Annotated in this window: 18 protein-coding genes, 5 tRNA genes and 1 rRNA gene; 7 read left to right on the top strand and 17 right to left on the bottom strand. The window is 45.8% G+C overall.

What is annotated here, in order from left to right; all coding sequences use genetic code 11:
• Positions 1 to 37: 37 nt before the first annotated feature.
• From R7F07_RS13280 to R7F07_RS13240, 9 genes are all read right to left on the bottom strand, one after another.
• A complete protein-coding gene (locus R7F07_RS13280; RefSeq protein ID WP_005478614.1) occupies positions 38 to 367 on the bottom strand; it encodes an SMR family transporter in 330 nt (109 codons plus the stop codon).
• A complete protein-coding gene (locus R7F07_RS13275) occupies positions 364 to 768 on the bottom strand; it encodes an SMR family transporter (RefSeq protein WP_005384225.1) in 405 nt (134 codons plus the stop codon). Before R7F07_RS13275 ends, R7F07_RS13280 begins: the two co-directional genes overlap by 4 nt.
• Positions 769 to 1,037: 269 nt before the next feature.
• Positions 1,038 to 1,973, bottom strand: coding sequence for a LysR family transcriptional regulator (locus R7F07_RS13270; RefSeq protein ID WP_005379132.1), 936 nt, complete (start codon positions 1,971 to 1,973; stop codon positions 1,038 to 1,040).
• Between the two features lie 55 nt (positions 1,974 to 2,028).
• A complete protein-coding gene (locus tag R7F07_RS13265; protein ID WP_005379123.1) occupies positions 2,029 to 3,036 on the bottom strand; it encodes a substrate-binding domain-containing protein in 1,008 nt (335 codons plus the stop codon).
• 226 nt (positions 3,037 to 3,262) lie between these two features.
• Positions 3,263 to 4,282, bottom strand: coding sequence for an SPOR domain-containing protein (locus R7F07_RS13260; protein ID WP_017636150.1), 1,020 nt, complete (start codon positions 4,280 to 4,282; stop codon positions 3,263 to 3,265).
• 157 nt (positions 4,283 to 4,439) lie between these two features.
• Positions 4,440 to 5,390, bottom strand: a complete 951-nt coding sequence (locus R7F07_RS13255) for an ABC transporter permease (protein WP_171343022.1) — start codon at positions 5,388 to 5,390, stop codon at positions 4,440 to 4,442.
• A gap of 2 nt (positions 5,391 to 5,392) precedes the next feature.
• Positions 5,393 to 6,370: an ABC transporter permease gene (locus R7F07_RS13250; RefSeq protein ID WP_005379110.1), complete on the bottom strand. Its 978-nt coding sequence runs from the start codon at positions 6,368 to 6,370 to the stop codon at positions 5,393 to 5,395.
• A 147-nt stretch (positions 6,371 to 6,517) separates the two neighbouring features.
• Positions 6,518 to 8,071 (bottom strand): ABC transporter substrate-binding protein, encoded by a 1,554-nt coding sequence (locus R7F07_RS13245; protein WP_005379109.1) that lies wholly within the window; start codon positions 8,069 to 8,071, stop codon positions 6,518 to 6,520.
• 92 nt (positions 8,072 to 8,163) lie between these two features.
• Positions 8,164 to 9,879, bottom strand: a complete 1,716-nt coding sequence (locus R7F07_RS13240) for a dipeptide ABC transporter ATP-binding protein (protein WP_005379108.1) — start codon at positions 9,877 to 9,879, stop codon at positions 8,164 to 8,166.
• Between the two features lie 661 nt (positions 9,880 to 10,540).
• Between R7F07_RS13240 and R7F07_RS13235 the strand changes: the two genes are divergently transcribed.
• Positions 10,541 to 11,266 carry an HAD family hydrolase gene (locus tag R7F07_RS13235; protein WP_005379107.1) on the top strand — a complete coding sequence of 242 codons (726 nt, stop codon included), beginning with the start codon at positions 10,541 to 10,543 and terminating at the stop codon, positions 11,264 to 11,266.
• A gap of 195 nt (positions 11,267 to 11,461) precedes the next feature.
• Here R7F07_RS13235 and R7F07_RS13230 read toward each other — a convergent pair.
• The 5 genes from R7F07_RS13230 to R7F07_RS13210 form a co-directional block, all read right to left on the bottom strand.
• A tRNA-Pro gene (locus R7F07_RS13230) sits at positions 11,462 to 11,538 on the bottom strand.
• 64 nt (positions 11,539 to 11,602) lie between these two features.
• Positions 11,603 to 11,678: transfer RNA gene (locus R7F07_RS13225), tRNA-His, on the bottom strand.
• A gap of 48 nt (positions 11,679 to 11,726) precedes the next feature.
• A tRNA-Pro gene (locus tag R7F07_RS13220) sits at positions 11,727 to 11,803 on the bottom strand.
• Positions 11,804 to 11,872: 69 nt separating this feature from the next.
• Positions 11,873 to 11,948 (bottom strand) — tRNA-His (locus tag R7F07_RS13215).
• Positions 11,949 to 11,981: 33 nt separating this feature from the next.
• Positions 11,982 to 12,058, bottom strand: a tRNA-Arg gene (locus R7F07_RS13210).
• Positions 12,059 to 12,393: 335 nt separating this feature from the next.
• On the opposite strand from R7F07_RS13210, the gene R7F07_RS13205 reads away from it, so the two are divergent.
• Positions 12,394 to 12,807 carry a c-type cytochrome gene (locus R7F07_RS13205; protein WP_005384252.1) on the top strand — a complete coding sequence of 138 codons (414 nt, stop codon included), beginning with the start codon at positions 12,394 to 12,396 and terminating at the stop codon, positions 12,805 to 12,807.
• A gap of 73 nt (positions 12,808 to 12,880) precedes the next feature.
• Here R7F07_RS13205 and rep read toward each other — a convergent pair whose 3' ends face one another.
• On the bottom strand, positions 12,881 to 14,896 hold the full coding sequence (gene rep, locus R7F07_RS13200) for a DNA helicase Rep (RefSeq protein WP_005379104.1): 2,016 nt from the start codon (positions 14,894 to 14,896) through the stop codon (positions 12,881 to 12,883).
• Positions 14,897 to 15,066: 170 nt separating this feature from the next.
• On the opposite strand from rep, the gene R7F07_RS13195 reads away from it, so the two are divergent.
• The 4 genes from R7F07_RS13195 (at position 15,067) to ubiK (ending at position 20,291) form a co-directional block, all read left to right on the top strand.
• A complete protein-coding gene (locus R7F07_RS13195) occupies positions 15,067 to 15,648 on the top strand; it encodes a TetR/AcrR family transcriptional regulator (RefSeq protein ID WP_005384254.1) in 582 nt (193 codons plus the stop codon).
• Between the two features lie 18 nt (positions 15,649 to 15,666).
• Complete coding sequence (gene vmeC, locus R7F07_RS13190) at positions 15,667 to 16,773, top strand: multidrug efflux RND transporter periplasmic adaptor subunit VmeC (protein WP_158173543.1); 1,107 nt, start codon at positions 15,667 to 15,669, stop codon at positions 16,771 to 16,773.
• 12 nt (positions 16,774 to 16,785) lie between these two features.
• Positions 16,786 to 19,908, top strand: a complete 3,123-nt coding sequence (gene vmeD / locus R7F07_RS13185; RefSeq protein ID WP_005379100.1) for a multidrug efflux RND transporter permease subunit VmeD — start codon at positions 16,786 to 16,788, stop codon at positions 19,906 to 19,908.
• Between the two features lie 131 nt (positions 19,909 to 20,039).
• The gene (gene ubiK / locus R7F07_RS13180; RefSeq protein WP_005379099.1) at positions 20,040 to 20,291 is read left to right on the top strand and encodes a ubiquinone biosynthesis accessory factor UbiK; all 252 of its coding nucleotides are present in this window, start codon (positions 20,040 to 20,042) and stop codon (positions 20,289 to 20,291) included.
• A 276-nt stretch (positions 20,292 to 20,567) separates the two neighbouring features.
• On the opposite strand, the gene ilvC is transcribed toward ubiK, so the two are convergent.
• Positions 20,568 to 22,052 carry a ketol-acid reductoisomerase gene (gene ilvC / locus R7F07_RS13175; protein WP_318110519.1) on the bottom strand — a complete coding sequence of 495 codons (1,485 nt, stop codon included), beginning with the start codon at positions 22,050 to 22,052 and terminating at the stop codon, positions 20,568 to 20,570.
• A gap of 143 nt (positions 22,053 to 22,195) precedes the next feature.
• Here ilvC and ilvY point away from each other — a divergent pair, with 143 nt between their 5' ends.
• Positions 22,196 to 23,086 carry an HTH-type transcriptional activator IlvY gene (ilvY, locus tag R7F07_RS13170; RefSeq protein ID WP_005379097.1) on the top strand — a complete coding sequence of 297 codons (891 nt, stop codon included), beginning with the start codon at positions 22,196 to 22,198 and terminating at the stop codon, positions 23,084 to 23,086.
• Positions 23,087 to 23,177: 91 nt separating this feature from the next.
• On the opposite strand, the gene rrf is transcribed toward ilvY, so the two are convergent.
• Positions 23,178 to 23,294: ribosomal RNA gene (rrf, locus tag R7F07_RS13165) — 5S ribosomal RNA — on the bottom strand.
• Positions 23,295 to 23,432: the final 138 nt, after the last annotated feature.

The following is a 23,432-nucleotide window of genomic DNA, read 5'->3' as shown; positions in this document are numbered from 1 at the left end:
GCTCAGAATGACGATATCTAGCATTCAGTAAATTACATCAAGCGGTCTTCATCACTACGACCGCAGCAATCACCACAAAGATACCAAACCAGCCGATTGGCTTGAGTTTCTGCTTAAACAGCAAGGCTCCACCCACTGCGGTACCCAAGATACCGATCGCACCCCAAGAGGCATAAGCAATGGCTAAGTCGATCTCTTTCACCGCTTGTGCCAACAGCGTGAATGCTGTCAGTACCAACACAATCGCCGCAATGCCCCAGCCTTTATATTTAAAACCTTTTGAGCGTGTCAGCGCCATATTGGCCATGATATCGACCAAGGCAGCCATCACGACAAATCCAAATGACATCGTAAAAAATTGACTCATGATTCGCACCTTGTACTAGTAGAAAATGAACGTTCTTTTGCCGGTTTATCGGCATTTTTCTTGGCGTTAGGTTGACCATGTGATTCCCCTAAGGTCACACACACAATGCCAACAACGGCTAACATCAAACCAAACAACTCTTGATGGTTTAAGTGGGCATCAAAGGCGATGATCGACACCACGGTGATCAACGAGATACCCAACCCTTCCCAAACAGCGTATGCCACACCGATAGATATTTTCTTCGCGGCAAACGCGAGAAAGTAGTAAGAGATTGCGATCAGCACATACATTACGATGTAGCCCCACCACCCGTGCCCTTGTCCGATAAGAGACATAGTGCTGGTGCCAGCCACTTCGGCAACGATGGCGAGCAATAAAAATAGACGTGCAACTAGCATGATTAATCCTCCATCAGAAATTAAAAAAATGCATAACGGAGAATGGTGAATGCCGCGTACCTGTATCGACATTCAAAAAGTTAAAAAGATAAAAATGAGCCACTTCTCCTGACTATTTGAGATAAGGTTAGCGCTGGGTAGGAAAAAGAGACAGGTAATTGAGATATTCATTTTTGAATATCTTAAGAAATAAGTTGTCTATGTAATCGCACAACATTGATAAGGTTAAAGCATCTGCTCTCTCATTCAGCTGATGCCATCAGGTGACGTCACTGCGTAAAAATCAGCGGCGTATTGAGGGTTTGTCGCACCACTTTATGTAGGTGTCTGTGCAAAGGATGGTTGCGGTTGGTTTGAAGGAAACCGCCAGAGACCACAAACTGACTGAACTCACGATTAACGGGTGGCATTGCGTAAGAGGCGAGTTCTGGCATCAACAATGCCGAGCTTTGACTGGCATACATAATCGCGTCGGTTTCTTGCAACATTTGGCAAGCCAAACGCAAATTATAGGACTTCAGTAACACTACTGGCTCATACCCCATGCGTCGATACTCGGACTCCACGGTACAAAGCGGTTTATATGACGCGGGCGCAGGCAAAGAGACAAGTGGTAGTTTGGACACCGTGTCCCAATCATTGCTGACTTTCGACAACGTTGGGTGGTTTTTGCGCGCCAAAATCACTCGTTTTTCAACGAATAACGGGCGCATGTAAATGTCTTTCGACAGCTCGGTCTCTTGGTCAAGAATGCAGTAATCGTGCTCGCCTTCTAACATTTCATCGTGCGAGTAAGTATTCCAGCTGGAAAAGGCAAAGTGCGCTTTGGGAAAGGCTCGATGACAACCAGTGAGCAGTCGCTGCCCTTGTTCATCCATCAAATAAGGGTCAGTTACAATCGCGATCTGCCCTTGGTATTGCAGCGGGTCGAACACTTCAAATTCTTGCACCACTTTTTCCAGTGGTGCAACCATATTGTCGAACTCGGCGGCGAGACGAATCGCCATGGGTGATGGCTCTACCCCATGTGCTTTACGCACAAAAAGCGGGTCATCAAACACTTGCTTCAACTTCATCACGCCGCGGCTGGCGCTCGGTTGAGAAATGCCAAGCTGCATTGCGGCCAGCTTGATGCTGCGGTTTTCCACCACGGCTTTTAATAAACGCATTAAGTTGAGATCCAATGCATCCAGCTGATGTGCCATACCCTAACCTACCAATACCATTGATGAGCGAATACAAAGAGCAGTTAACAATTAGTTAAACACTCTCTCCCGACGTGATCTGATACCCCATATCGAAGACTTTTTCTTCTTGCGTTTCGCCTTTCAGGCGCGCAATTAATAGCTCTGCGCTCTTTACACCAATTTGGAAACGCGGCGTATCAACGCTGGTCAGTTTCGGGCTGATGGTTTGACCGATATCCAACGCGTTATAGCCCGCCACTGCCAATTGCTGTGGAACTTGAATGCCACGTTGCTGCGCACTCAGCATAGTACCAATTGCGATGTCATCGTTGGTACAGAACACCCCGTCGAGCGTTGGGTGCATTTCCAGTGCGCGTTCGAGCAAATCATGCGCTAAAGAAAAACTAGAATGATCACCAGTTAATACATGTTTGGGTTCTAGCCCTGCTTCTGTCATCGCGCGATCGTAACCTTGCATCCGCAATTTGGTTCGCGTATCCAGACGCGCGCCAAAATAGACGATTGTACGCTTCCCCGTATCTAGCATCTGCTTAACCACGGTGTACGACGCATCTTCATGATCGAGTCCAACCGCCATATCAATCGGCTCCGATGGCAGTTCCATGGTTTCGACCACCGGAATGCCCGCATTTTTGATCATCTGTAATGTACGCGGCGTGTGATGGCTTTCAGTTAGAATAAGTCCATCGACTTGATAAGAGAGTAATGACGCGATCTTGCGCTCTTCTTCAAGCTCATCGTAGCTAAAATGCGCTAAAAGCGTCTCATAGCCATTGGCTTTGGTCACCATCTCTATGCCCTGAACAAAGGAAGCAAAAATTTGGTTGGACAAAGACGGCAGTAAAATACCAATGGCTTTACTGGAGGACTTTGACAACATCGCCGGTGCACGGTTTTCGATGTAACCCATCTCTTCAATCGCAGTCGCAATCTTGGCCCGAGTCTTTTCTGCCACCGATTCAGGGTTACGCATATAGCGTGAAACGGTCATCTTCGTGACGCCAACCTGGTCTGCGACATCCTGCAATGTCGTACGAGTTTTCTTATTCTGTTGAGCCATAAATATGTGATTTATCAGTAATGTTACAAGTAACATTATGACGAATAGACTCTCTGCCGACAAGCTCAGTGAAAATAATTCGCAAAATGAGATGAATATCAGTGGTAGAGCGTATTAGCAAACGCATCACAAAGAAACGCCACTCAAATAGCGATAATATTTGAGACCGCAAAAAAGCCCCGAACTCGGGGCTTTCTTCTATATTTTGACCGCAATATCTGAGTCGTTATTTCACGCACACCACGTTCAACAATGAGGTCCCGGTGAGCTGATTGGGCTCACGATCGGCGAACAAACCTTTCTTATCTTTGCCCCAATACGGCAGTTGCAGTGGCCATTGATTTTTTTCCATCACCCCAGACGCCCTCAGCGCTTTAAACTCTGCAGGGTTAGCTAAGTTCATACCCAGTTGCTGACATACTTTGTGCGAGTTTTCGTAGTTGAGGCGGTTCCACGGCTTACCATGTTCCATGTAAAACTGATTATGGTGATCGAGTAAATATGGGACCACGTACGTTTTGCCCTGCACTGAAGTTCTCAACCGAACTTCAATGTCATCATTTCCAGTGACAATTGGCTTCGCTTTGGTCTTAGCAACAGGCGTAGACGAAGAGCTATCACGCGAACTTTTTGCCTTGGTATCTGGCTTCTCTGCCCGCGCTTTAAAGGCGTCGGTATCAGCTCGCACAGCAGGAACTGGCGCGGGTTTCGGGGTCACCGTCGGTGTTGGCTTAACCGAAGATGCGGCTGATTTCGACGATACAGTAGATTTAGGTGTAGGTGGTGTTACTGGTTGTTTCGTCCCTTTCCCAACCACTCGGATGAACGCCTCTTTGTAATTCGACAAGGTTTTGACTCCTCGTAAGTCATCCCTCGCATCAGACAATGCCTTGTAAGGTCCAATCAAACAGCGATAGCCTTTGGATTCAGGCTTCATCCATACGTCAGTCGTGATTTTACTATAGAGAGGCTTAGCTTTCGCGAGAGACATAGGCTTGGGTAGCAATCCGCATTGAATCCAGTAAAGGTAGTTGCCCCCCTGCGGCACTTTCTTTCCCCATACTCCGTTACCAATTGGGCACGTTTTCTCAAGCATCGGTAATTCTTTCTCGCTGGCTTGAGTGGCTTGGCAAAGGAACTCCTCCGCCGATACTGGGCTAGAAAACTGGGCGCATACTAGCAACAAACCCAAAGCCAGGCTTGCTTGGAAGATACGAGATGGGTGTTGTGCCTTCTTCATTTCCATACACTTCACTCTAAATTAGTGGGTAAGGTCATTATGGCGGCAAAGCGCCAAAAAAATGTGAACAAAGAATAACTAGCAAAAAAAGAGCCGGAATTTGCATCCGGCTCTCAGTTTAGGAAGGAATTAAGTGAATTTACAACGCTTGGTGGGAAAATTCTTATCCTTTGTACAGTTTCGGGTTGAATACATCACGTAGCCAGTCGCCCAACAGGTTGATAACCAAAACCAATGTTACTAGCACGATGCCAGGGAAAGCAGTAATCCACCATGCACCAGAGAAGATGTAGTTAAAGCCGATGCTGATTAGCGCACCCAGTGACGGCTGATCGACTGGCAGACCCAAACCTAGGAATGACAGCGCCGCTTCCGACATGATCGCGTTCGCTACCTGTACCGTCGAGATAACCAAGATTGGCGATAGACAGTTCGGCAGAATGTGACGGAACATGATTCGAGGCGCTTTAAAGCCCATCACACGCGCCGCTTCGACGTATTCTTTCTTCTTCTCTGCCAATACCGAGGCACGAATAGTACGTGCGTATTGCGGCCATTCTGCCACACCGATGATCACCACCAGCATGACCACCGCATATTGGCTGTAAAAATCACTGCCAAAGCTGGCTTTGAAGATAGCTGACACGATGATCGCGACCATCATGGTCGAGAACGACAACTGTACGTCTGCAAAACGCATCAAGAAGCTATCGATACGGCCGCCGAAATAACCCGCCGACAAACCAATGATGATACCCAGTACCAACTGAAGGCCAACCGCCAGGAAGCCGATGGTTAGAGACAGACGAGAGCCGTAAAGAATGGTCGATAAAATATCACGACCTTGCTCGTCAGTACCCAACACAAAGCGCTCATCGCCATCTTCCATCCACGAAGGTGGCAACTCAGAATCCATGATGTCGATAGACGTCAGATCGTACGGGTCTGTTGGCGCAAGAATCGGTGCAGCCAATGCCAATACTAAGAACATCATAAAGACGGTAAAACTCGCCATCGCCACTTTGTCGCGTTTGAAGTAATACAGAAAATCTGACTCTTTGAAGCGCTGCCACGTTGATGGAGCAGGAGCTGGTGTTAAATTTGATTGGCTCATGATTAAGCTCCTTTTCCAGTTAGGTTCACAGTTGGGTTGATGATGCCGTACAGCAAGTCAACGATGGTATTGGTTACCACGAAGATCAGACCAACAAAGATAACGTAGGCAGTGATCAGCGGTGTATCTACACGGTTGATTGCCTCTAGGAAAAGGAAGCCAGTGCCCGGCCATTGGAACACGGTTTCAGTAAGAATGGTGTAGGCCACCATGGTACCAATCTGCACGCCACCTACCGTCAATACTGGTAGCATGGTGTTCTTAAGTGCATGTTGGTAATAAATCTTTTGTAAGTTCAAACCTTTTGCTTTGGCGAACTTAATGTATTCCGAACTCAGAACTTCCAGCATTTCTGAACGTACCAAACGGATGAACAACGGCAGCATGATAGACGCTAGCGCAATACAAGGTAGGATGAGGTGCTTGATACCATCAATGGTAAAGAAGCCAGATTCCCAACCGAGTACGTTAGCGGTTTCACCTCGCCCATAGGAAGGCAACCAACCAAGTTCTATGGAGAAGACATACATCAGCATGATTGCGGTTAAGAACACCGGAATCGAGATGCCGACACTGCTCATCGCCATGACAAATTTGGTAAAAACACTCTTAGGATGAATCGCAGAGTACACCCCAAGCGGAATAGAGAAAACAATGATGATAAGCGTCGCGCCAAACACGAGCTCTAATGTAGCTACCAGCTTGTCGAGAATCACCTCAACCGCAGGTCGCTTGAAAAAATATGAGGTACCCAAATCACCTTGCAGTGCATTACCCACAAAGCGCGTGTACTTTGTGATAAAGGGATCGTTCAGGCCCAAGTCGTCGCGTAGCGCTTGACGCTCCGATTCCGAAACCGACTGACCTACAAGCTCACGCAGCGGATCACCCAGGTTGTCCTGAATGGCAAACGCCACCAAACTGATCACAAACATCACTATCAGTGCCTGAAACAGGCGCTTGACCAGAAACGAAAACATTCCTTGCCCCTTAACTATCCATAGATCTCTAAATTAGAGAGAAAATTCAGTCTAAATAACCAACTCAATCCGACTGAAACAAAACTGAGTCGAGTGCTTTAAGTTGAGGAGGGAAATCCATCCCTCCTCAAAGTCGACTAACCGTGATTATTCAACCACTAGGTCACCGAAGTAAGGCATTACCATTGGGTTAACGATATCTGCTGCTTTCACGTTAGACTTCGCGCCCCATGCTTCACTTTGCCAGTGTAGCGGTACGAACGCTGCGTCGTTGTATAGTGTCGCTTCTACGCCCTTCAGCATTTCTGCACGTTTCGCAGGATCCGTCTCTACGTTCGCAGCTTCAACCACTTTGTCCATTTCTGGGTTTGAGTAGTAACCACAGTTGTACTGACCACGACCGGTTTCTTCGTTACGAGTCATAGTTAGGAACTCGTTGAAGTTCGCTGAGTCTTCTGTATCTGAGTGCCAACCGATCATCAGCATGTCTGCCGCACACTTGTCAAACTCAGGCCAGTACTGCGCTTTTGGCATGGTCTTCAGATCAACCTTGATACCGATCTTAGACAACATTGCCGCCGCCGCTTGTGCTACTTTCGCATCGTTCACGTAACGGTTGTTTGGTGCGATCATCGTTAGCGTCAGGCCATTTTCGTAACCCGCTTCTTTCATCAGCTCTTTCGCTTTCTTCAGATCGTAGCGAGGAACCAGTTTGTCATCGTGACCCACGTAACCTGCCGGGCTTTGCTGACCAGCGGCCGTTGCGAAGCCTTTCATGATTTTCTTCACGATACCTTCGTTATTGATTGCGTGAACAATCGCTTGGCGAACGCGAACGTCTTTCAATGCTTCGTTGCTGTTTTGGTTTAGTTGGAACGTGATGATACGAGTACCAGGTAGCGTAACTAGGTCGATGCCGTCAGCATCTTCAACGCGTTTGTGGTCGTTTGGCGCTACAGGGTGAATCATGTCAACACCGCCAGAAAGCAGCGCTGCTACACGAGTCGCGTCTTCTTTGATTGGAACAAGTGTTAGCTTATCAACGTTACCTTTCGACTCTTTGTCCCAGTAATCTTTAAAGCGTTCAAATTCCACTTTTACGCCCTGCTCACGTGATGTCACGATGAACGGACCCGTGCCAGATACGTTAGTCGATGCAAATGAGTTACCGTGCTTCACTAGTTCAGACTTGTCTTTGCCGTCTGCGGTTTTACCCGTGTAGAACTTGCTGTCCATAGGGAAAATGTACGTTGCGGTTTGCAACACTAGTGGGTAAGGACCTTTAGTTACAAGATCGAACGTGTTGTCGTCAACTTTGACGATTTTTTCGTACGGGTCGAAGATGTTTTTAAAGTCAGGAGAGCTTTGTAAACGCTGGAACGTCCACACGACGTCGTCAGCCGTTAGAGTATTGCCAGAATGGAATTTCACACCTTCACGCAGTTTGAAACGAACAGTCGTATCGTTAATACGTTCCCAGCTTTCTGCTAGGCGAGGCTCGAAATCCATTTTTTGAGTAAAGCGAACCAACGGATCAAATACCATGTGTGACATTTGCAGTGTGCCACCTGATAGCTGCTCATGTGGGTCAAGCGATACTGGGTCAGCTGCATAGCCAACTTTGATATCTGCTGCCATTGCATTAAAGCTTAGGCCCGCAGCCATTAGCGCCACTGCTAATTTGCTTTTCATGGTTTTCATTTGCATAACTCCTTCATGCGGGGATACGGATCCCTTGTTGTTGTGTTTGCGTCTTTGTTATGACTAAAGGTTAGCCAAGCGAATTGCTTGGTTTATGCCGTTTCGATCTCTTCTCGCAAGCCAGTAAACTCCGGCATCAGAGAAATCAATTTTTTGCTGTATTCGTGTTGAGGTGCCGTGAATAACTGTTCTGTTGGTGCCACTTCTAAAAGTGTACCCATTTGCATCACACCTACTCGGTCACACATCTGACGAATAACAGGTAAATCGTGGCTGATAAACAACATAGTCAAGTTCAGCTCACTTTGCAGATCTTTCAGCAAGTTTAGAATTTGTGCCTGTACCGATACGTCCAGTGCTGAGGTCGGTTCATCACAAATCAAAAGTCGAGGACGAGTCGCCAACGCACGCGCAATAGAAATACGCTGACGCTGACCACCGGAGAATTCATGAGGGTACTTAAGCCCAGCCATTCGACCCAAACCAACATGATCCAATAGGTCATTCACGATTTGGCGAGTTTCCGACTCGTTTTTCGTCAATTTATGGAAACGGATTGGCTCAGCAATAATATCGAATACCTTCATACGAGGGTTCATTGAAGTATATGGGTTTTGGAACACCATCTGCATTTGACGACGCATCGGGCGGCGCTCTTTCTCAGAGGTTAAAGCGGTCAGGTCAATGCCCTCGAATTTCACCTGACCAGAGTTAGGTTGGTATAAACCAGCAATCACACGTGCAATGGTCGATTTACCTGAACCAGACTCGCCCACCAAACCAAAGGTTTCGCCTTCGTGCACTTCAAAGCTCACATTATTGGATGCTTGCACGTATTCTCGGCGGCTCTCGAACAAAGAGTCTTTGGTCACAAAGCGAAGATTGACGTTCTTCACGTCCAAAAGCGGGCCAGTGTACTCACGCTCATCTTGGCTTTGTCCTAACCAGTGGTTCTTGATATCGAGTGGCTCCATTTCCGCCGCTTCTTCGATATAGCTTACTAACGGGAAACGATCTAACTTTCTGTCTGAACGTGGTACCGCTGAAATTAGACTGCGAGTATAAGAGTGATCAGGATCGCCCAATACTTTGGCTGTTGGTCCAAACTCCACCAAGTCACCACGATACATTACCGCCACGCGATCGGTGACGTTGGAGACGACACCCATATCGTGAGTAACCAACATACAGCCGACATTGTTCTTGATACACAGCTCGCGGATCAAGTTGAGGATTTGGTCTTGGATAGAAACGTCTAACGCCGTAGTTGGTTCGTCCGCAATGATGAGATCTGGCTCACCAGCCAAAGCAATGGCAATGACAACACGCTGACGCATACCACCAGAGAATTGGTGCGGGTACTGTTTTAAGCGGTTTTCTGGTTGCGGAATACCAACCTGCTGCATAAGAGAAAGCGCGCGCTGATACGCCTCTTCATCAGAGACCTTCATGTTGGCGTGGATCGTCTCTTTCAGCTGTTGCTCAACAGTAAAAAGTGGATTGAGCGAGGTCATCGGATCTTGGAAAATAAAACCTATTTTCGAGCCGCGAACCTTACGCATCGCTTCTGGTGATAGGCCAGAAATTTTTTCTCCATCCAAGAAAACATCGCCGCTAGCAACGCGACCTGGAGGGCTAAGCAAATCAATAACGGCGTTACCAACGGTGGATTTGCCCGCACCTGATTCGCCAACAACACCCACGATTTCACCACGTTCAATATGAAAAGAAAGTGACTTCACGGCAGCGTGAACGCCGTGTCGGGATGGGTATTCAATACGAAGGTTTTTCACTTCTAATAGTGACATTTCAGACCTCTACTGCCTTGTCTGTGGTATCGAATCATGCCAAAGGCACCATTCATCACCTGAATGAATCCGTTCAAATTCAGAATAATACTCTGAAATCTTAATGCGGAAATAATTTGGCAAAAATCACACAAAAAAGCAACAATTAAAGTATATTCCGCCGAAAAAACATTAAATAAACGCACAATTAGCGAATAAAAATGCATTAACAAGTATTTAACCATTTTCATATCACACTATTTTTGTGCGTCATGCACCAATAAAACTAGAAAAATGCTCTAAAAGTAAACATGAGCTAAACAAGATCATTAACCATATTATTCATGTGCATTTATTAACATTTAACAAACAATATCATATGCAAAAAGTGTTTTTTCAACATAAAAAACTATTAATAAAATAGTCGGCAAATACAAAAAGCCAAACTTAGGAAGAGAAAGGATAGGTCAAAACGTGAACAAAACAGCAAAACCACACAAATCCTGCTCCAATGCAGATTATGCGCCACTTAAGCGGTTTATTGACTAAGCAAAGGAAAGTACCGCTATCTTCATTCGTACGTCATAAGAAAACTCGCCGGTTTTAACCCTTTACGACACAATTGAGAGTGGGATAATAGATGAACAGTGTCAAAGCCAAGCCGTAAATAAAAGGAGCCCCTGTGCTTAAAGCGATTTTTTTTGATATGGACGAGACTTTATGTGCAACGTCACAAGCCGATAAAGTTGCAGGACAAGCGTTTACAACTTGGATTCATAAAACCTACCCACAAGTGACTGAGCCAAAAGCTTTTTTGCAGCGCTACTTACAGGGTGTATACAAAAAGCTGAATGCTGAGTTCCCTCACCTTGTTGCTCTGCTACCCGATGAAAATGCCTTCCGTTGTGGCCTGATCCAAAACATCTTGGCGGAGCAAGGCGTCAGCATCACTGCAAAAGAGGCTCAACAAGCTCAAGACTACTTTGACTCTGCACGTATGGGCGCGTTCACTTTCTTCCCTGGTGTAAAAGAAATGCTCAGCGACCTTCGTCAACATTACAAACTCGTCGTGATCACTAACGGCCCGATTTTTTCTCAACACCCTAAATTAAACGCGACACAAATGAGCAACTGGGTGGACCATATTATTGTGGGAGGAGAAGAGCCAGAAGAGAAACCTGCTACAAGTATTTTCCAAAAAGCGCTCGACTTGGTCGAAGTAAAACCAGAAGAGGCTCTACACGTGGGCGACTCTTTACCTGCTGACATTGCTGGCGCTAACAATATGGGCATTTTGAGTGTATGGGTGAATGCGACAGGCGCAAGCAACTCAACGGATATAACGCCAAGTTTTGAAATCCAAGAAACGGTAGAACTGAAAGAAATCCTTAAAACACTCGCCCAATAAAAGCAGCGGATTAGAAAACTACAAAACCCCAGACACTGCTCTGGGGTTTATTTTGTCAGCTCGAAAAGCATTTGGATCATAGGTGGTCAAAAGCCCCTAGAGCTGTACACTTTTGGGAAAAATTGAAATGGAATGCCGATTCTTTTCAGGAGAGATGCAAAAAAGCCCCAGTCTTTCGACTGAGGCTTTAAATAGTGGTCGGTGAAGAGGGATTCGAACCCCCGACCCTCTGGTCCCAAACCAGATGCGCTACCAAGCTGCGCTATTCACCGAACTGTATTTGCTGATTTTCTCAAATCAGACAGGACACTTCAACTAAGAAGTCACCTTAATTAATGGGGTGGCTAACGAGATTCGAACTCGCGACCACCGGAATCACAATCCAGGGCTCTACCAACTGAGCTATAGCCACCATCAATTTTTGCTGTTTACCGCTCTATTAGAGCCATAAACTAAATAGTGGTCGGTGAAGAGGGATTCGAACCCCCGACCCTCTGGTCCCAAACCAGATGCGCTACCAAGCTGCGCTATTCACCGACGATGTTTTATCTTGATTGAATCAAGATTGGGAGCAATGCTACCGCATTCAATCTAAAAAAGAAAGAATGGGGTGGCTAACGAGACTTGAACTCGCGACAACCGGAATCACAATCCGGGGCTCTACCAACTGAGCTATAGCCACCACTGATTTTTACCGATGTATCCTCCGAGGCAATGGTACGCCCGAAAGGATTCGAACCTTCGACCTTTGGCTCCGGAGGCCAACGCTCTATCCAACTGAGCTACGGGCGCATGCCCTATCGGCGGAGTGGAATAATACGGATATCACACTATGCCGTCTAGTACTTTTTTTACTTTTTTTATCGTTTGGTCTCTTTTTCGACAGTTATCTTCCGTTAAAGTGGATTTTTGATGTGATTCACGCCCTGTCATGGATAACTTGTTGTTTATTGCAACAAGTTATCGGGATATAATCACCCATTATTTACATTGATTTAACAGCTGCAACCAAGTTGTCTAATCATTCTATGCCATTCAGTGGAATTTAATGATTTCTCTGCTCGGCATTAATACTCTAACTATATAAATAGGTAAGTCACTTACCTCGGGAATGTGAAGTGGGTTTAATGGATATGTCTCGACAAATGATTAGCGTTTTGTTCGCTGCCTTAACGTTTTCTACGGCAGCTTTAGCTTCTGACATCAGCCAAACTGAATACGATGCGATCGCAGAACGCATCCAACCTGTCGGTGATGTTTATCTAGCGGGTTCTGAGCCAGTGAAAGAAGAGCCAACCGGTCCACGTGATGGCGCCACAGTTTATGGTACTTTTTGTATTGCTTGTCACGCATCTGGTGTAAACGGCGCACCTAAAACAGGTAATGCCGATGATTGGGCACCACGTATTGCACAAGGCAAAGATACGTTAGTGAAGCACGCATTAGAAGGCTTCAATGCGATGCCAGCCAAAGGAACCTGTATGGACTGTTCTGACGATGAAATCATCGCAGCAATTGACCACATGATTGAAGGTCTATAAGTAAAGACATCAACGAAAAAGGCTTGCCAGTTGGCAAGCCTTTTTGTTTTTAGTCAGTGAGAACAGGGTTACTTTACTTCTTAAACATTGCTCGAATATTGGCAATGTGTGCTTGACCTTTCGCCATACGCTCTTCTGCTGATACTGGCTTTTTGTTTACTTCCCATTCAACGTCATCAAATGGCAACTCATCCAAAAAGCGGCTTTGAGTCGGTTTGATCAACTCGCCGAACTGCCGACGCTCTTTGCACATAGTGAAAGTCAGTTCACGTTGCGCGCGAGTAATACCAACGTACATCAGGCGACGCTCTTCTTCCACGTTATCTTCATCAATACTGGTTTGGTGCGGTAAAATACCTTCTTCGGACCCAATTAAGTATACATATGGGAACTCAAGGCCTTTTGATGCGTGCAAGGTCATCAGTTGTACTGCATCACTGTCTTCATCTTCTTCACCGCGCTCCATCATGTCACGCAAGGTCAAACGTTGAACGACTTCTTTTAACGTTTTCTCTTCTTGATCGTAGTTGTCACCCTCTAGGTCCGCCACTATCCATGAATAAAGATCAGAAACGTTCTTCATTCGCATTTCAGCGGCTTTCGGACTTGCTGAAGTTTCGTATAGCCAATCTTCATAATGGATATCACGAACTAGCGAACGAACCGCTTCGACGGTATCACCACGCTCAGCTTGATCAGCGATCGCCACTAGCCATTGGGTGAAACGACGCAGGTTTTCTAGGCCACGTCCCGTTAGGTGCTGTTCGAGCCCCATTTCAAAGCTCGACTCAAACAGGCTCTTGCCTCGCATATTGGCATAACTGCCTAATTTCTCTAACGTTACTGGGCCAATTTCACGTCGCGGAGTGTTCACAATGCGCAAAAATGCATTGTCGTCATCCGGATTAACCAAAACGCGCAAATACGCCATGATGTCTTTAATCTCTGCGCGCGCAAAAAACGAGGTGCCGCCAGAAATTTTATACGGTACACGGTTTTGCATCAGAGACTTTTCAATCAAACGTGATTGGTGGTTACCACGATATAGAATCGCATAATCTTTATATTCGGTACGGTTTAGGAACTTATGCGCAATTAGTTCACCCGTTACGCGCTCTGCTTCGTGCTCTTCATTTTTAGCCAACAACACTTTGAGTTTTTCACCGTCAGGAATTTCAGAGAACAAGGACTTCTCATAGACGTGAGGGTTGTTAGCTATCAAAATGTTGGCCGCACGCAGGATTCGACTCGTTGAACGGTAGTTTTGCTCTAGCTTAATCAAACGCAAATTCGGATAATCTTCACCCAGCAACACGAGGTTCTGAGGTTTCGCACCACGCCATGAATAAATAGACTGATCGTCATCCCCTACAACCGTCAATCGCCCACGTTCTCCGACGATTAATTTGACCAGCTCATACTGACTCGTGTTGGTATCTTGATACTCGTCAACCAGTAGGTAACGGATACGATTCTGCCAACGCTGACGAACGTCTTCATGATTACGTAAGAGTAAAACGGGCATCAAAATTAGGTCATCAAAATCAAGCGCGTTATAGGCTTTCATTTGCTTTTGGTACATATCAAAACAGAACGCAAACAATTGTTGCTGTTCACCTTGCGCACGCGCTTTGGCTTGCTCTGGCGTCAACATGTCGTTTTTCCAGTTGGAAATACAACTCAGAAGCTGACGTAGCAGATCTTTATCACCATCAAGCTGCTTTTCGGTAAGTTCTTTGAGCAGCGCTAGCTGGTCTTGGTCATCAAACAGTGAGAAGCCCGCTTTCAACCCTAAATGCTTGTACTCACGCTTGATGATGTTCAATCCTAAAGTGTGGAATGTTGATACCATCAAACCTTTAGACTCACCTTTCCCTAACGTTTGACCTACACGCTCCTTCATTTCACGTGCTGCTTTGTTGGTAAACGTCACCGCCGCAATGTTACGCGCTTTGTAACCACATTGCTGAACCAGATAAGCGATTTTATTGGTAATAACACGAGTTTTGCCCGAGCCAGCACCAGCTAGCACTAGGCATGGACCAGACACGTATTTCACGGCTTCATCTTGACTAGGGTTCAGCTTCATAGAAATTCTCTGCGGGTGATGAATGTGGCGCCTATGATAAAGGGGTGGCCTCGTGAAAGCTATGCTGATTTCTTGTAATTTTTACACCAATTAAGTGCAATATTCTGTTGCATAAATGGCGGGTATTTAAGCTATAATGAATGAACGTTCATTCACTAAAGGGTGACATTATGAAGGATAACCCTGCTGTAGATAAACGAGAACAAATCTTAGTCGCTGCTGAACAACTCATTGCCGAATCTGGTTTTCAAGGGCTTTCCATGCAAAAGCTCGCCAATGAGGCAGGTGTCGCAGCAGGGACGATTTACCGTTATTTCTCAGATAAAGAACATCTTTTAGAGGAACTACGCCTTAACGTTGCTAAGCGTGTTGCTACTGCGGTGCAACTAGGTGTTAGTGAAGAGATGCCTTTAAAACAGCGTTATCGAACCATGTGGCTCAATATTTGGAATTTAGCGAGCTCGAACTTAAGTGCGATCAGCAACCGAGTCCAATATGAGTCTTTACCCTGTTCAAATAGTAGCAAAGCTCGGGAACTTGAGAGACAAATGTTTGCCCAAGTAGATCTTCTTTTTAATCAGGGTAAAGACGAGGGAGTATTCAAGCTTCTCGATAACGAAGTACTTTCTGGATTAAGTTTTGAGGCAAGTGTTGCACTTGCTCGGAAACACGCTTTGGGATTTTATCAACTGGATAAGACGGCATTAGAGGCCGCTATTGAAGCCAGTTGGGATGCAATTATTAAACACTAACTTGGAGTTCTTAATAGAATGAAAAAGTGGACTTTCTTTATGTTACTTATCGCCGTTCTCTTGTTCGGCAGCGTGATAGGTTTCAATTTATTTAAGCAACAAAAGATCGCTGAATACATGGCAAACCGTCCTGAACCTGAGTTCCCAGTAACCGTGACAGAAGTGCAAGCGGTGGATTGGGTACCAGTCATCGAAGCAATTGGTTTTATCGAGCCAAACCAAGGCGTGACGGTAGCAAATGAGACCAGCGGTGTTATCGATAAAATCGCGTTTGATTCCGGTGCTCAAGTTAAATCGGGTCAGCCATTAGTGTTGCTTGATTCTGAAGTCGAAAAAGCAAATTTGAAGAGCTCGCAAGCTAAGTTGCCAGCGGCAGAAGCGAAATACAAACGCTACCAAGGCCTATTCAAAAAAGGCTCTATTTCTAAAGAAGCGTATGACGAAGCAGAAGCAAACTACTTCTCCTTAAAAGCGGATATTGAAAGCCTGAAAGCAACCATCGACCGACGCGAAATCAAAGCGCCATTTGATGGTGTGGTAGGTATTCGTAACGTGTACCTCGGTCAGTACCTACAGGCGGGCACCGATATTGTTCGCCTTGAAGATACCAGCGTGATGCGCTTGCGCTTCACCGTGCCACAAACCGATATTTCACGTATCAATATCGATCAAGAAGTGGATATCTTTGTTGACGCTTATCCAGACCAACCTTTCAAAGGGTCTATTTCTGCGATTGAACCAGCTGTAAACGTACAAAGTGGTTTGATTCAAGTTCAAGCGGATATCCCTAACAGTGACGGCAAACTACGTAGTGGTATGTTCGCGCGTGCAAACATCATTCTGCCTAAATTAGAAAATCAGGTCACGCTACCTCAAACCGCGATCACATTTACGCTGTATGGCGACAATGTTTACATCGTAACAGAAGAAGATGGCGAAAAACGCGTTAAGCAGCATGTGGTAAAAGTTGGCGAACGCTCTAAAGATATCGCACACATTCTAGAAGGCGTGAAGCCAGGTGATGTAGTGGTGACATCGGGTCAAGTCCGTTTGAGTAACCATGCGAAAGTAAGCATTGTCGAAAGCGATGCAACTACCCCACCTGCTGAAACACCAATGCTTTAAGTTGGAGGCATCATGCGCTTTACAGATGTTTTTATAAAACGTCCAGTTTTAGCGGTATCGATCAGCTTTTTGATTGCATTGCTTGGTTTGCAAGCGGTGTTCAAAATGCAGGTTCGTGAATACCCTGAAATGACGAATACGGTGGTCACCGTGACCACCAGTTACTACGGTGCAAGTGCCAACTTGATCCAAGGCTTTATTACTCAGCCATTGGAGCAAGCGGTAGCGCAAGCCGATAATATTGATTACATGACTTCGCAATCGGTATTGGGTAAATCGACCATTACTGTAAACATGAAGTTGAATACTGATCCAAATGCGGCGTTGTCTGACATTCTGGCGAAAACCAACTCGGTACGTTCACAGCTACCAAAAGAAGCCGAAGACCCAACCGTAACCATGTCGACAGGTTCGACAACGGCGGTACTGTACATCGGCTTTACGAGTGACGAGTTATCTTCAAGCCAGATCACTGACTACCTTGAGCGTGTAATCAACCCGCAGTTGTTCACCGTAAACGGTGTGTCCAAAGTTGACCTGTATGGTGGTATGAAGTACGCACTGCGCGTATGGCTAGATCCTGCCAAAATGGGCGCTTTGAAGTTGACCGCAACCGATGTGATGAGCGTTCTTAACGCCAACAACTACCAATCTGCAACCGGTCAAGCGACGGGTGAGTTCGTGCTTTATAACGGTAGCGCAGATACTCAGGTATCAAACGTTGCTGAACTTGAAGCATTGGTCGTGAAAACTGGTGAAGGGGATGTCATCCGCCTAGGTGATATCGCTAAAGTAACGCTAGAGAAGAGTCACGACGTTTATCGCGCAAGTGCAAACGGTCAAGAAGCTGTGGTTGCAGCGATCAACGCAGCGCCAAGTGCTAACCCAATCAACATTGCAGCAGACGTACTTGAACTGTTGCCTCAGCTTGAGCGCAACCTACCAAGTAACATCAAAATGAACGTAATGTACGACTCAACTATCGCTATCAACGAATCGATTCACGAAGTAGTGAAAACGATTCTTGAAGCAGCAGTAATCGTACTTGTGGTTATCACACTGTTCCTAGGTTCATTCCGCGCGGTAATCATTCCTATCGTGACCATTCCACTTTCATTGATTGGTGTGGCAATGGTGATGCAGGCAATGGGTTTCTCTTGGAACTTGATGACGCTACTGGCGATGGTGCTTGCCATCGGTCTGGTGGTGGATGACGCGATCGTTGTACTAGAAAACGTTGACCGTCACATCAAAGAAGGGGAATCGCCATTCCGAGCTGCAATTATTGGTACGCGTGAAATTGCGGTTCCAGTTATCGCGATGACATTGACGCTAGGTGCAGTGTACGCACCGATCGCATTGATGGGTGGTATCACCGGTTCATTGTTCAAAGAGTTCGCTTTGACACTGGCAGGTTCAGTATTCGTATCCGGCATCATCGCTTTGACACTATCACCAATGATGTGTTCGAAGATGCTGAAGGCGAACGAGAAGCCAAGCAAGTTTGAGCAAAAAGTTCACCATATCCTTGATGGCATGACCACTCGTTACGAAGGCATGTTGAAAGCGGTAATGGCTCATCGTCCGGTTGTTATTGCGTTTGCAATCATTGTATTTGCAAGCTTACCGGTCTTGTTCAAGTTTATTCCTAGCGAACTAGCACCATCTGAAGATAAAGGTGTGGTCATGCTGATGGGTACCGCCCCATCAAATGCGAACTTGGACTATATCCAAAATACCATGGATGACGTAAACCAAATACTCTCAGATCAACCGGAGGTGGAATACGCACAGGTCTTTAATGGTGTACCAAACTCAAACCAAGCGTTTGGCCTAGCAACATTGAAGCCTTGGAGTGAACGAGAGGCAAGCCAATCTGAAATCACGAAACGTGTGGGTGGCCTAGTATCAAGTGTGCCTGGTATGTCTGTCACTGCATTCCAAATGCCAGAGCTTCCAGGTGCAGGCTCAGGTCTACCTGTTCAGTTTGTAATTACAACACCAAATAGCTTCGAGAGCTTGTTTACTATCGCTAGCGATATTCTAACCGATGTTGCAAGTAGCCCAATGTTTGTCTATTCCGACCTGGATTTGAACTACGATTCAGCAACGATGAAGATCAAGATCGATAAAGACAAAGCCGGTGCCTACGGTGTGACTATGCAAGACATTGGCATCACCCTCAGCACCATGATGGCAGATGGTTATGTAAACCGAATCGACCTGAATGGCCGCTCGTACGAGGTGATCCCTCAAGTTGAGCGTAAATGGCGTCTAAACCCAGAATCGATGAAGAACTACTATGTACGCTCTGTGGATGGTAAAGCGGTTCCATTAGGCAGTCTGATTACTATCGATGTGGTGGCTGAGCCTCGCTCTTTGCCACACTTCAACCAGCTAAACTCAGCGACTGTGGGTGCAGTACCATCACCTAGTGTTGCTATGGGTGACGCAATCGACTGGTTTGAAAATATTGCACAAACCAAACTGCCTGCAGGATATAACCACGATTACATGGGCGAATCTCGTCAGTTTGTAACGGAAGGTAGTGCCTTGTATGCAACCTTCGGTCTTGCACTTGCGATCATCTTCCTCGTTCTGGCGATTCAATTTGAATCACTCCGCGATCCTATTGTCATCATGGTATCTGTACCTCTGGCAATATGTGGTGCCTTGATCGCATTGGCCTGGGGTACGGCCTCGATGAACATCTACTCGCAGGTTGGTTTGATAACGCTGGTCGGCCTAATAACCAAGCACGGTATCTTGATCTGTGAAGTCGCCAAAGAAGAGCAGTTACATAATAAACTGTCTCGTATTGATGCGGTGATGGAAGCTGCGAAAGTGCGTCTTCGCCCTATCCTAATGACCACTGCAGCGATGATCGCAGGTCTGATCCCGCTGATGTACGCAACAGGTGCAGGTGCCGCGCAACGTTTCAGTATCGGTATCGTCATCGTTGCTGGCCTTGCAATCGGTACACTGTTCACACTATTTGTACTACCTGTGATTTACAGCTACCTAGCTGAAAAACACAAACCTCTGCCAGTATTTGTTGAAGACAAAGACTTGGAGAAGTTAGCGCGAGTTGACGAAGCGAAAGCAGCTCATCGTGAATTAGCGGATAACAGATAAGCTATTAAGGCATTCAAAAAGGTCACTTCGGTGGCCTTTTTTATTGCCGCTCTCTTTTTTGCCATCTAAATGGCGACTTTCACGTATCATTTACTTAAAATGAGGACAAATCAAAAGGAGTTTTAGCCACTATGTTTGACCCAAAGAAATTAGAGCAAATTGCTAAACAGATTCACGACTCAATGCCTCAACCTGTAAAAGAGTTGGGCTCTGATGTCGATCAGAAAGTTCGTCAAGTAATCCAAGGCCAGCTAAACAAGCTAGATGTTGTAAGTCGCGAAGAGTTTGATGTTCAAACTCAAGTTTTACTACGTACACGTCAAAAGCTAACAGAAATGGAACAGAAGTTGGCACAACTTGAAGAAAAGCTTGCTGAAAAATAAGTATCAAAGCGCTCCTCACAAAGGAGCGTTTTTCTTATCGGCGCGCAGATAAATCGGCTAAAAACAAAAAGGCTTGGTCAACGGCGACCAAGCCTTTTGATTAGATGTTGTGTTTATTTTGTATTTATCACTCCAGTCTGCCTGGAGTTTATCTACTGCGTTACTTGAGACTAAGTAAATTACGCAGTATTAAGGCTTCATTTCTAGGAGAAGGCGCGGACTTTACGATAGTAAACGAGCACCTTCGACACCAAATGGAACCTTAAGGCCAGTAATTTAGCCGCCCACCGCGATACGCTTCATATCAGTCATGTAACCACGTAGCTCTTCACCGATGTACTCTACAGGGTGGTTACGGATTGTTTCATTCACAGCGATAAGAGTCGCGTTATCCACTTGGTTAGACGTTTCACCTAAACCTTTACCAATTACGTCAGTATTTACGGTTGGCATAAACTTCTCACGTAGAAGCGGCGTTGCTACGTTAGCAAACAGGTAGTTACCGTATTCCGCAGTGTCTGAGATAACCACGTTCATCTCGTATAAACGCTTACGTGCGATAGTGTTTGCGATAAGTGGCAGTTCGTGTAGAGACTCATAGTAAGCAGACTCATCGATGATGCCAGATGCCATCATCGCTTCGAATGCTAGCTCAACGCCCGCACGAACCATAGCAACCATCAAGATACCGTTATCGAAGTACTCTTGTTCAGAGATTTCTACGTCAGTTTCTGGGTAGTTTTCGAAAGCAGTTTCACCCGTTTCTGCACGCCAGCCTAGTAAATTTGCATCGTCGTTTGCCCAGTCAGCCATCATAGTGCTAGAGAAGTGACCGGTGATGATGTCATCCATGTGCTTGTTGTATAGCGGACGCATCAGTTCTTTTAGCTCTTCAGAAAGCTCAAATGCTTTCACTTTTGCAGGGTTAGTTAGGCGATCCATCATGTGAGTGATACCACCAAACTTCAGTGCTTCAGTGATGGTTTCCCAACCGTATTGAAGAAGCTTACCAGCGTAGCCAGGATCGATACCATCAGCAATCATCTTCTCGTAACACACGATAGAGCCAGCCTGTAGCATGCCACAAAGGATAGTTTGCTCACCCATTAGGTCAGATTTCACCTCAGCAACGAAAGAAGACTCTAGACAGCCAGCACGGTGACCACCGGTTGCTGCTGCCCAAGCTTTCGCGATATCCCAACCTTCACCTTTTGGGTCGTTCTCTGGGTGAACAGCGATAAGAGTCGGTACACCGAAACCGCGCTTGTATTCTTCACGAACTTCCGTACCTGGACATTTAGGTGCAACCATTACTACCGTTAGGTCTTTACGGATTTGCATGCCTTCTTCAACAACGTTGAAACCGTGAGAGTAACCTAGTGCTGCGCCTTCTTTCATTAACGGCATTACCATCTCAACAACGTTTGTGTGCTGCTTATCTGGAGTAAGGTTTACTACTAGATCAGCTTGTGGAATTAGCGTTTCGTAGCTACCTACCTCAAAACCGTTGTCTTTTGCGTTTTTGAATGACTGGCGTTGCTCATCAATCGCGGCTTGGCGAAGCGCATAAGCAACGTCTAGACCAGAGTCGCGCATGTTCAGACCTTGGTTAAGACCTTGAGCACCACAACCTACAATGACTACTTTCTTACCTTTCAGATAATCCGCTTCTGAAGCGAACTCACTGCGGTCCATAAAACGACAACGACCTAATTGGTCCAACTGCTCGCGCAAGTTTAGGGTATTGAAATAATTAGCCATCTGGGTGCTCCTTTGAGATTCTTCCATTGAGGTCAGTAATTGCCTTACCGAATAACTTCATACTAAAACAGACATGAGATTGCTTAAAGTGATATATTCACAATTAGTTATTGCAATTTATGCAACATGGAAATGAAAATTTAATGAATATCAAAAGCCTGCAACTTTTCATTCATCTCTGTGAGAGTAAAAGTTTCGCCAAGACCGCAGCGGCAATGCATATTAGCCCTTCAGCCTTAAGCCGACAGATACAAAAATTAGAGGAGGAAACCAGCCAACAATTGTTTTTACGCGACAACCGTAGCGTTGATTTAACTATCCAAGGTAAAAAGCTAGTCCCAGTAGCCTTAAAGATTCTTGGCGAATGGCAGCAGTATCAGAGTCACCTGAAGGGAACCGAGGATGAATTGAAAGGAGAAATCCGTCTCTTTTGTTCTGTTACTGCAAGCTACAGCCATCTTCCGGAGCTAATCTCTGACTTTCGTATTCAGAACCCTTTCATTGAGTTCAAACTATCAACCGGCGATCCAGCTCAAGCGATCGACAAAATACTAGCAGATGAAGCCGATATTGCCATATCAGCCAAGTCAGAACAGATGCCAAATAAAATCGCATTTGAAACGATCAGTGAAATCCCACTTTCTGTCATCGTACCTGTTGGGGTTAGTGCGTTTGCTGAAGAGCTACAAAAAGAAAAACCAGACTGGTCGGTCATTCCATTCATACTCCCAGAAGCAGGAACGGCAAGGGACAGGGCCAATACTTGGCTCAAACAAATGAAAATAAAGCCAAAGATCTACGCACAAACCTCCGGACATGAAGCCATCGTAAGTATGGTTGCATTGGGATGTGGAGTAGGTATCGCACCTGATGTTGTAATCAACAACAGTCCAGTAAGAGAAAAGATAAATCGTTTAAAAGTCTTACCAATTAAACCTTTTAAACTTGGTGTTTGCTGCAACAAAACTCAGCTGGAGAATCCGCTTGTTAAAGCCTTTTGGAAGGTTGCAGAGAGCAAGTATATCGCACCTTAGATGAACACTTTTTAGGTATAAAGTGAGCTAATTTTAAAACTCTATAGATGCAAAAAAGCCCGCTCTTTCGAGCGGGCTTCTTAAATTTAAAGCCTGGCGATGTCCTACTCTCACATGGGGAAGCCCCACACTACCATCGGCGCTATTTCGTTTCACTTCTGAGTTCGGCATGGAAATCAGGTGGGTCCAAAACGCTATGGTCGCCAAGCAAATTCTTTAATCTGGAAAGCTGTTTTTTAATTCTCGTTCTTACACATTCAATGTTCTTTCATTGAGTCCATCAAAACCCCTTGGGTGTTGTATGGTTAAGCCTCACGGGCAATTAGTACAGGTTAGCTCAACGCCT

This window comes from Vibrio sp. YT-16, assembly GCF_033337405.1.
Classification (GTDB): Bacteria; Pseudomonadota; Gammaproteobacteria; order Enterobacterales; family Vibrionaceae; genus Vibrio; species Vibrio alginolyticus.
This window is presented reverse-complemented; position numbering and strand designations above follow the sequence as displayed.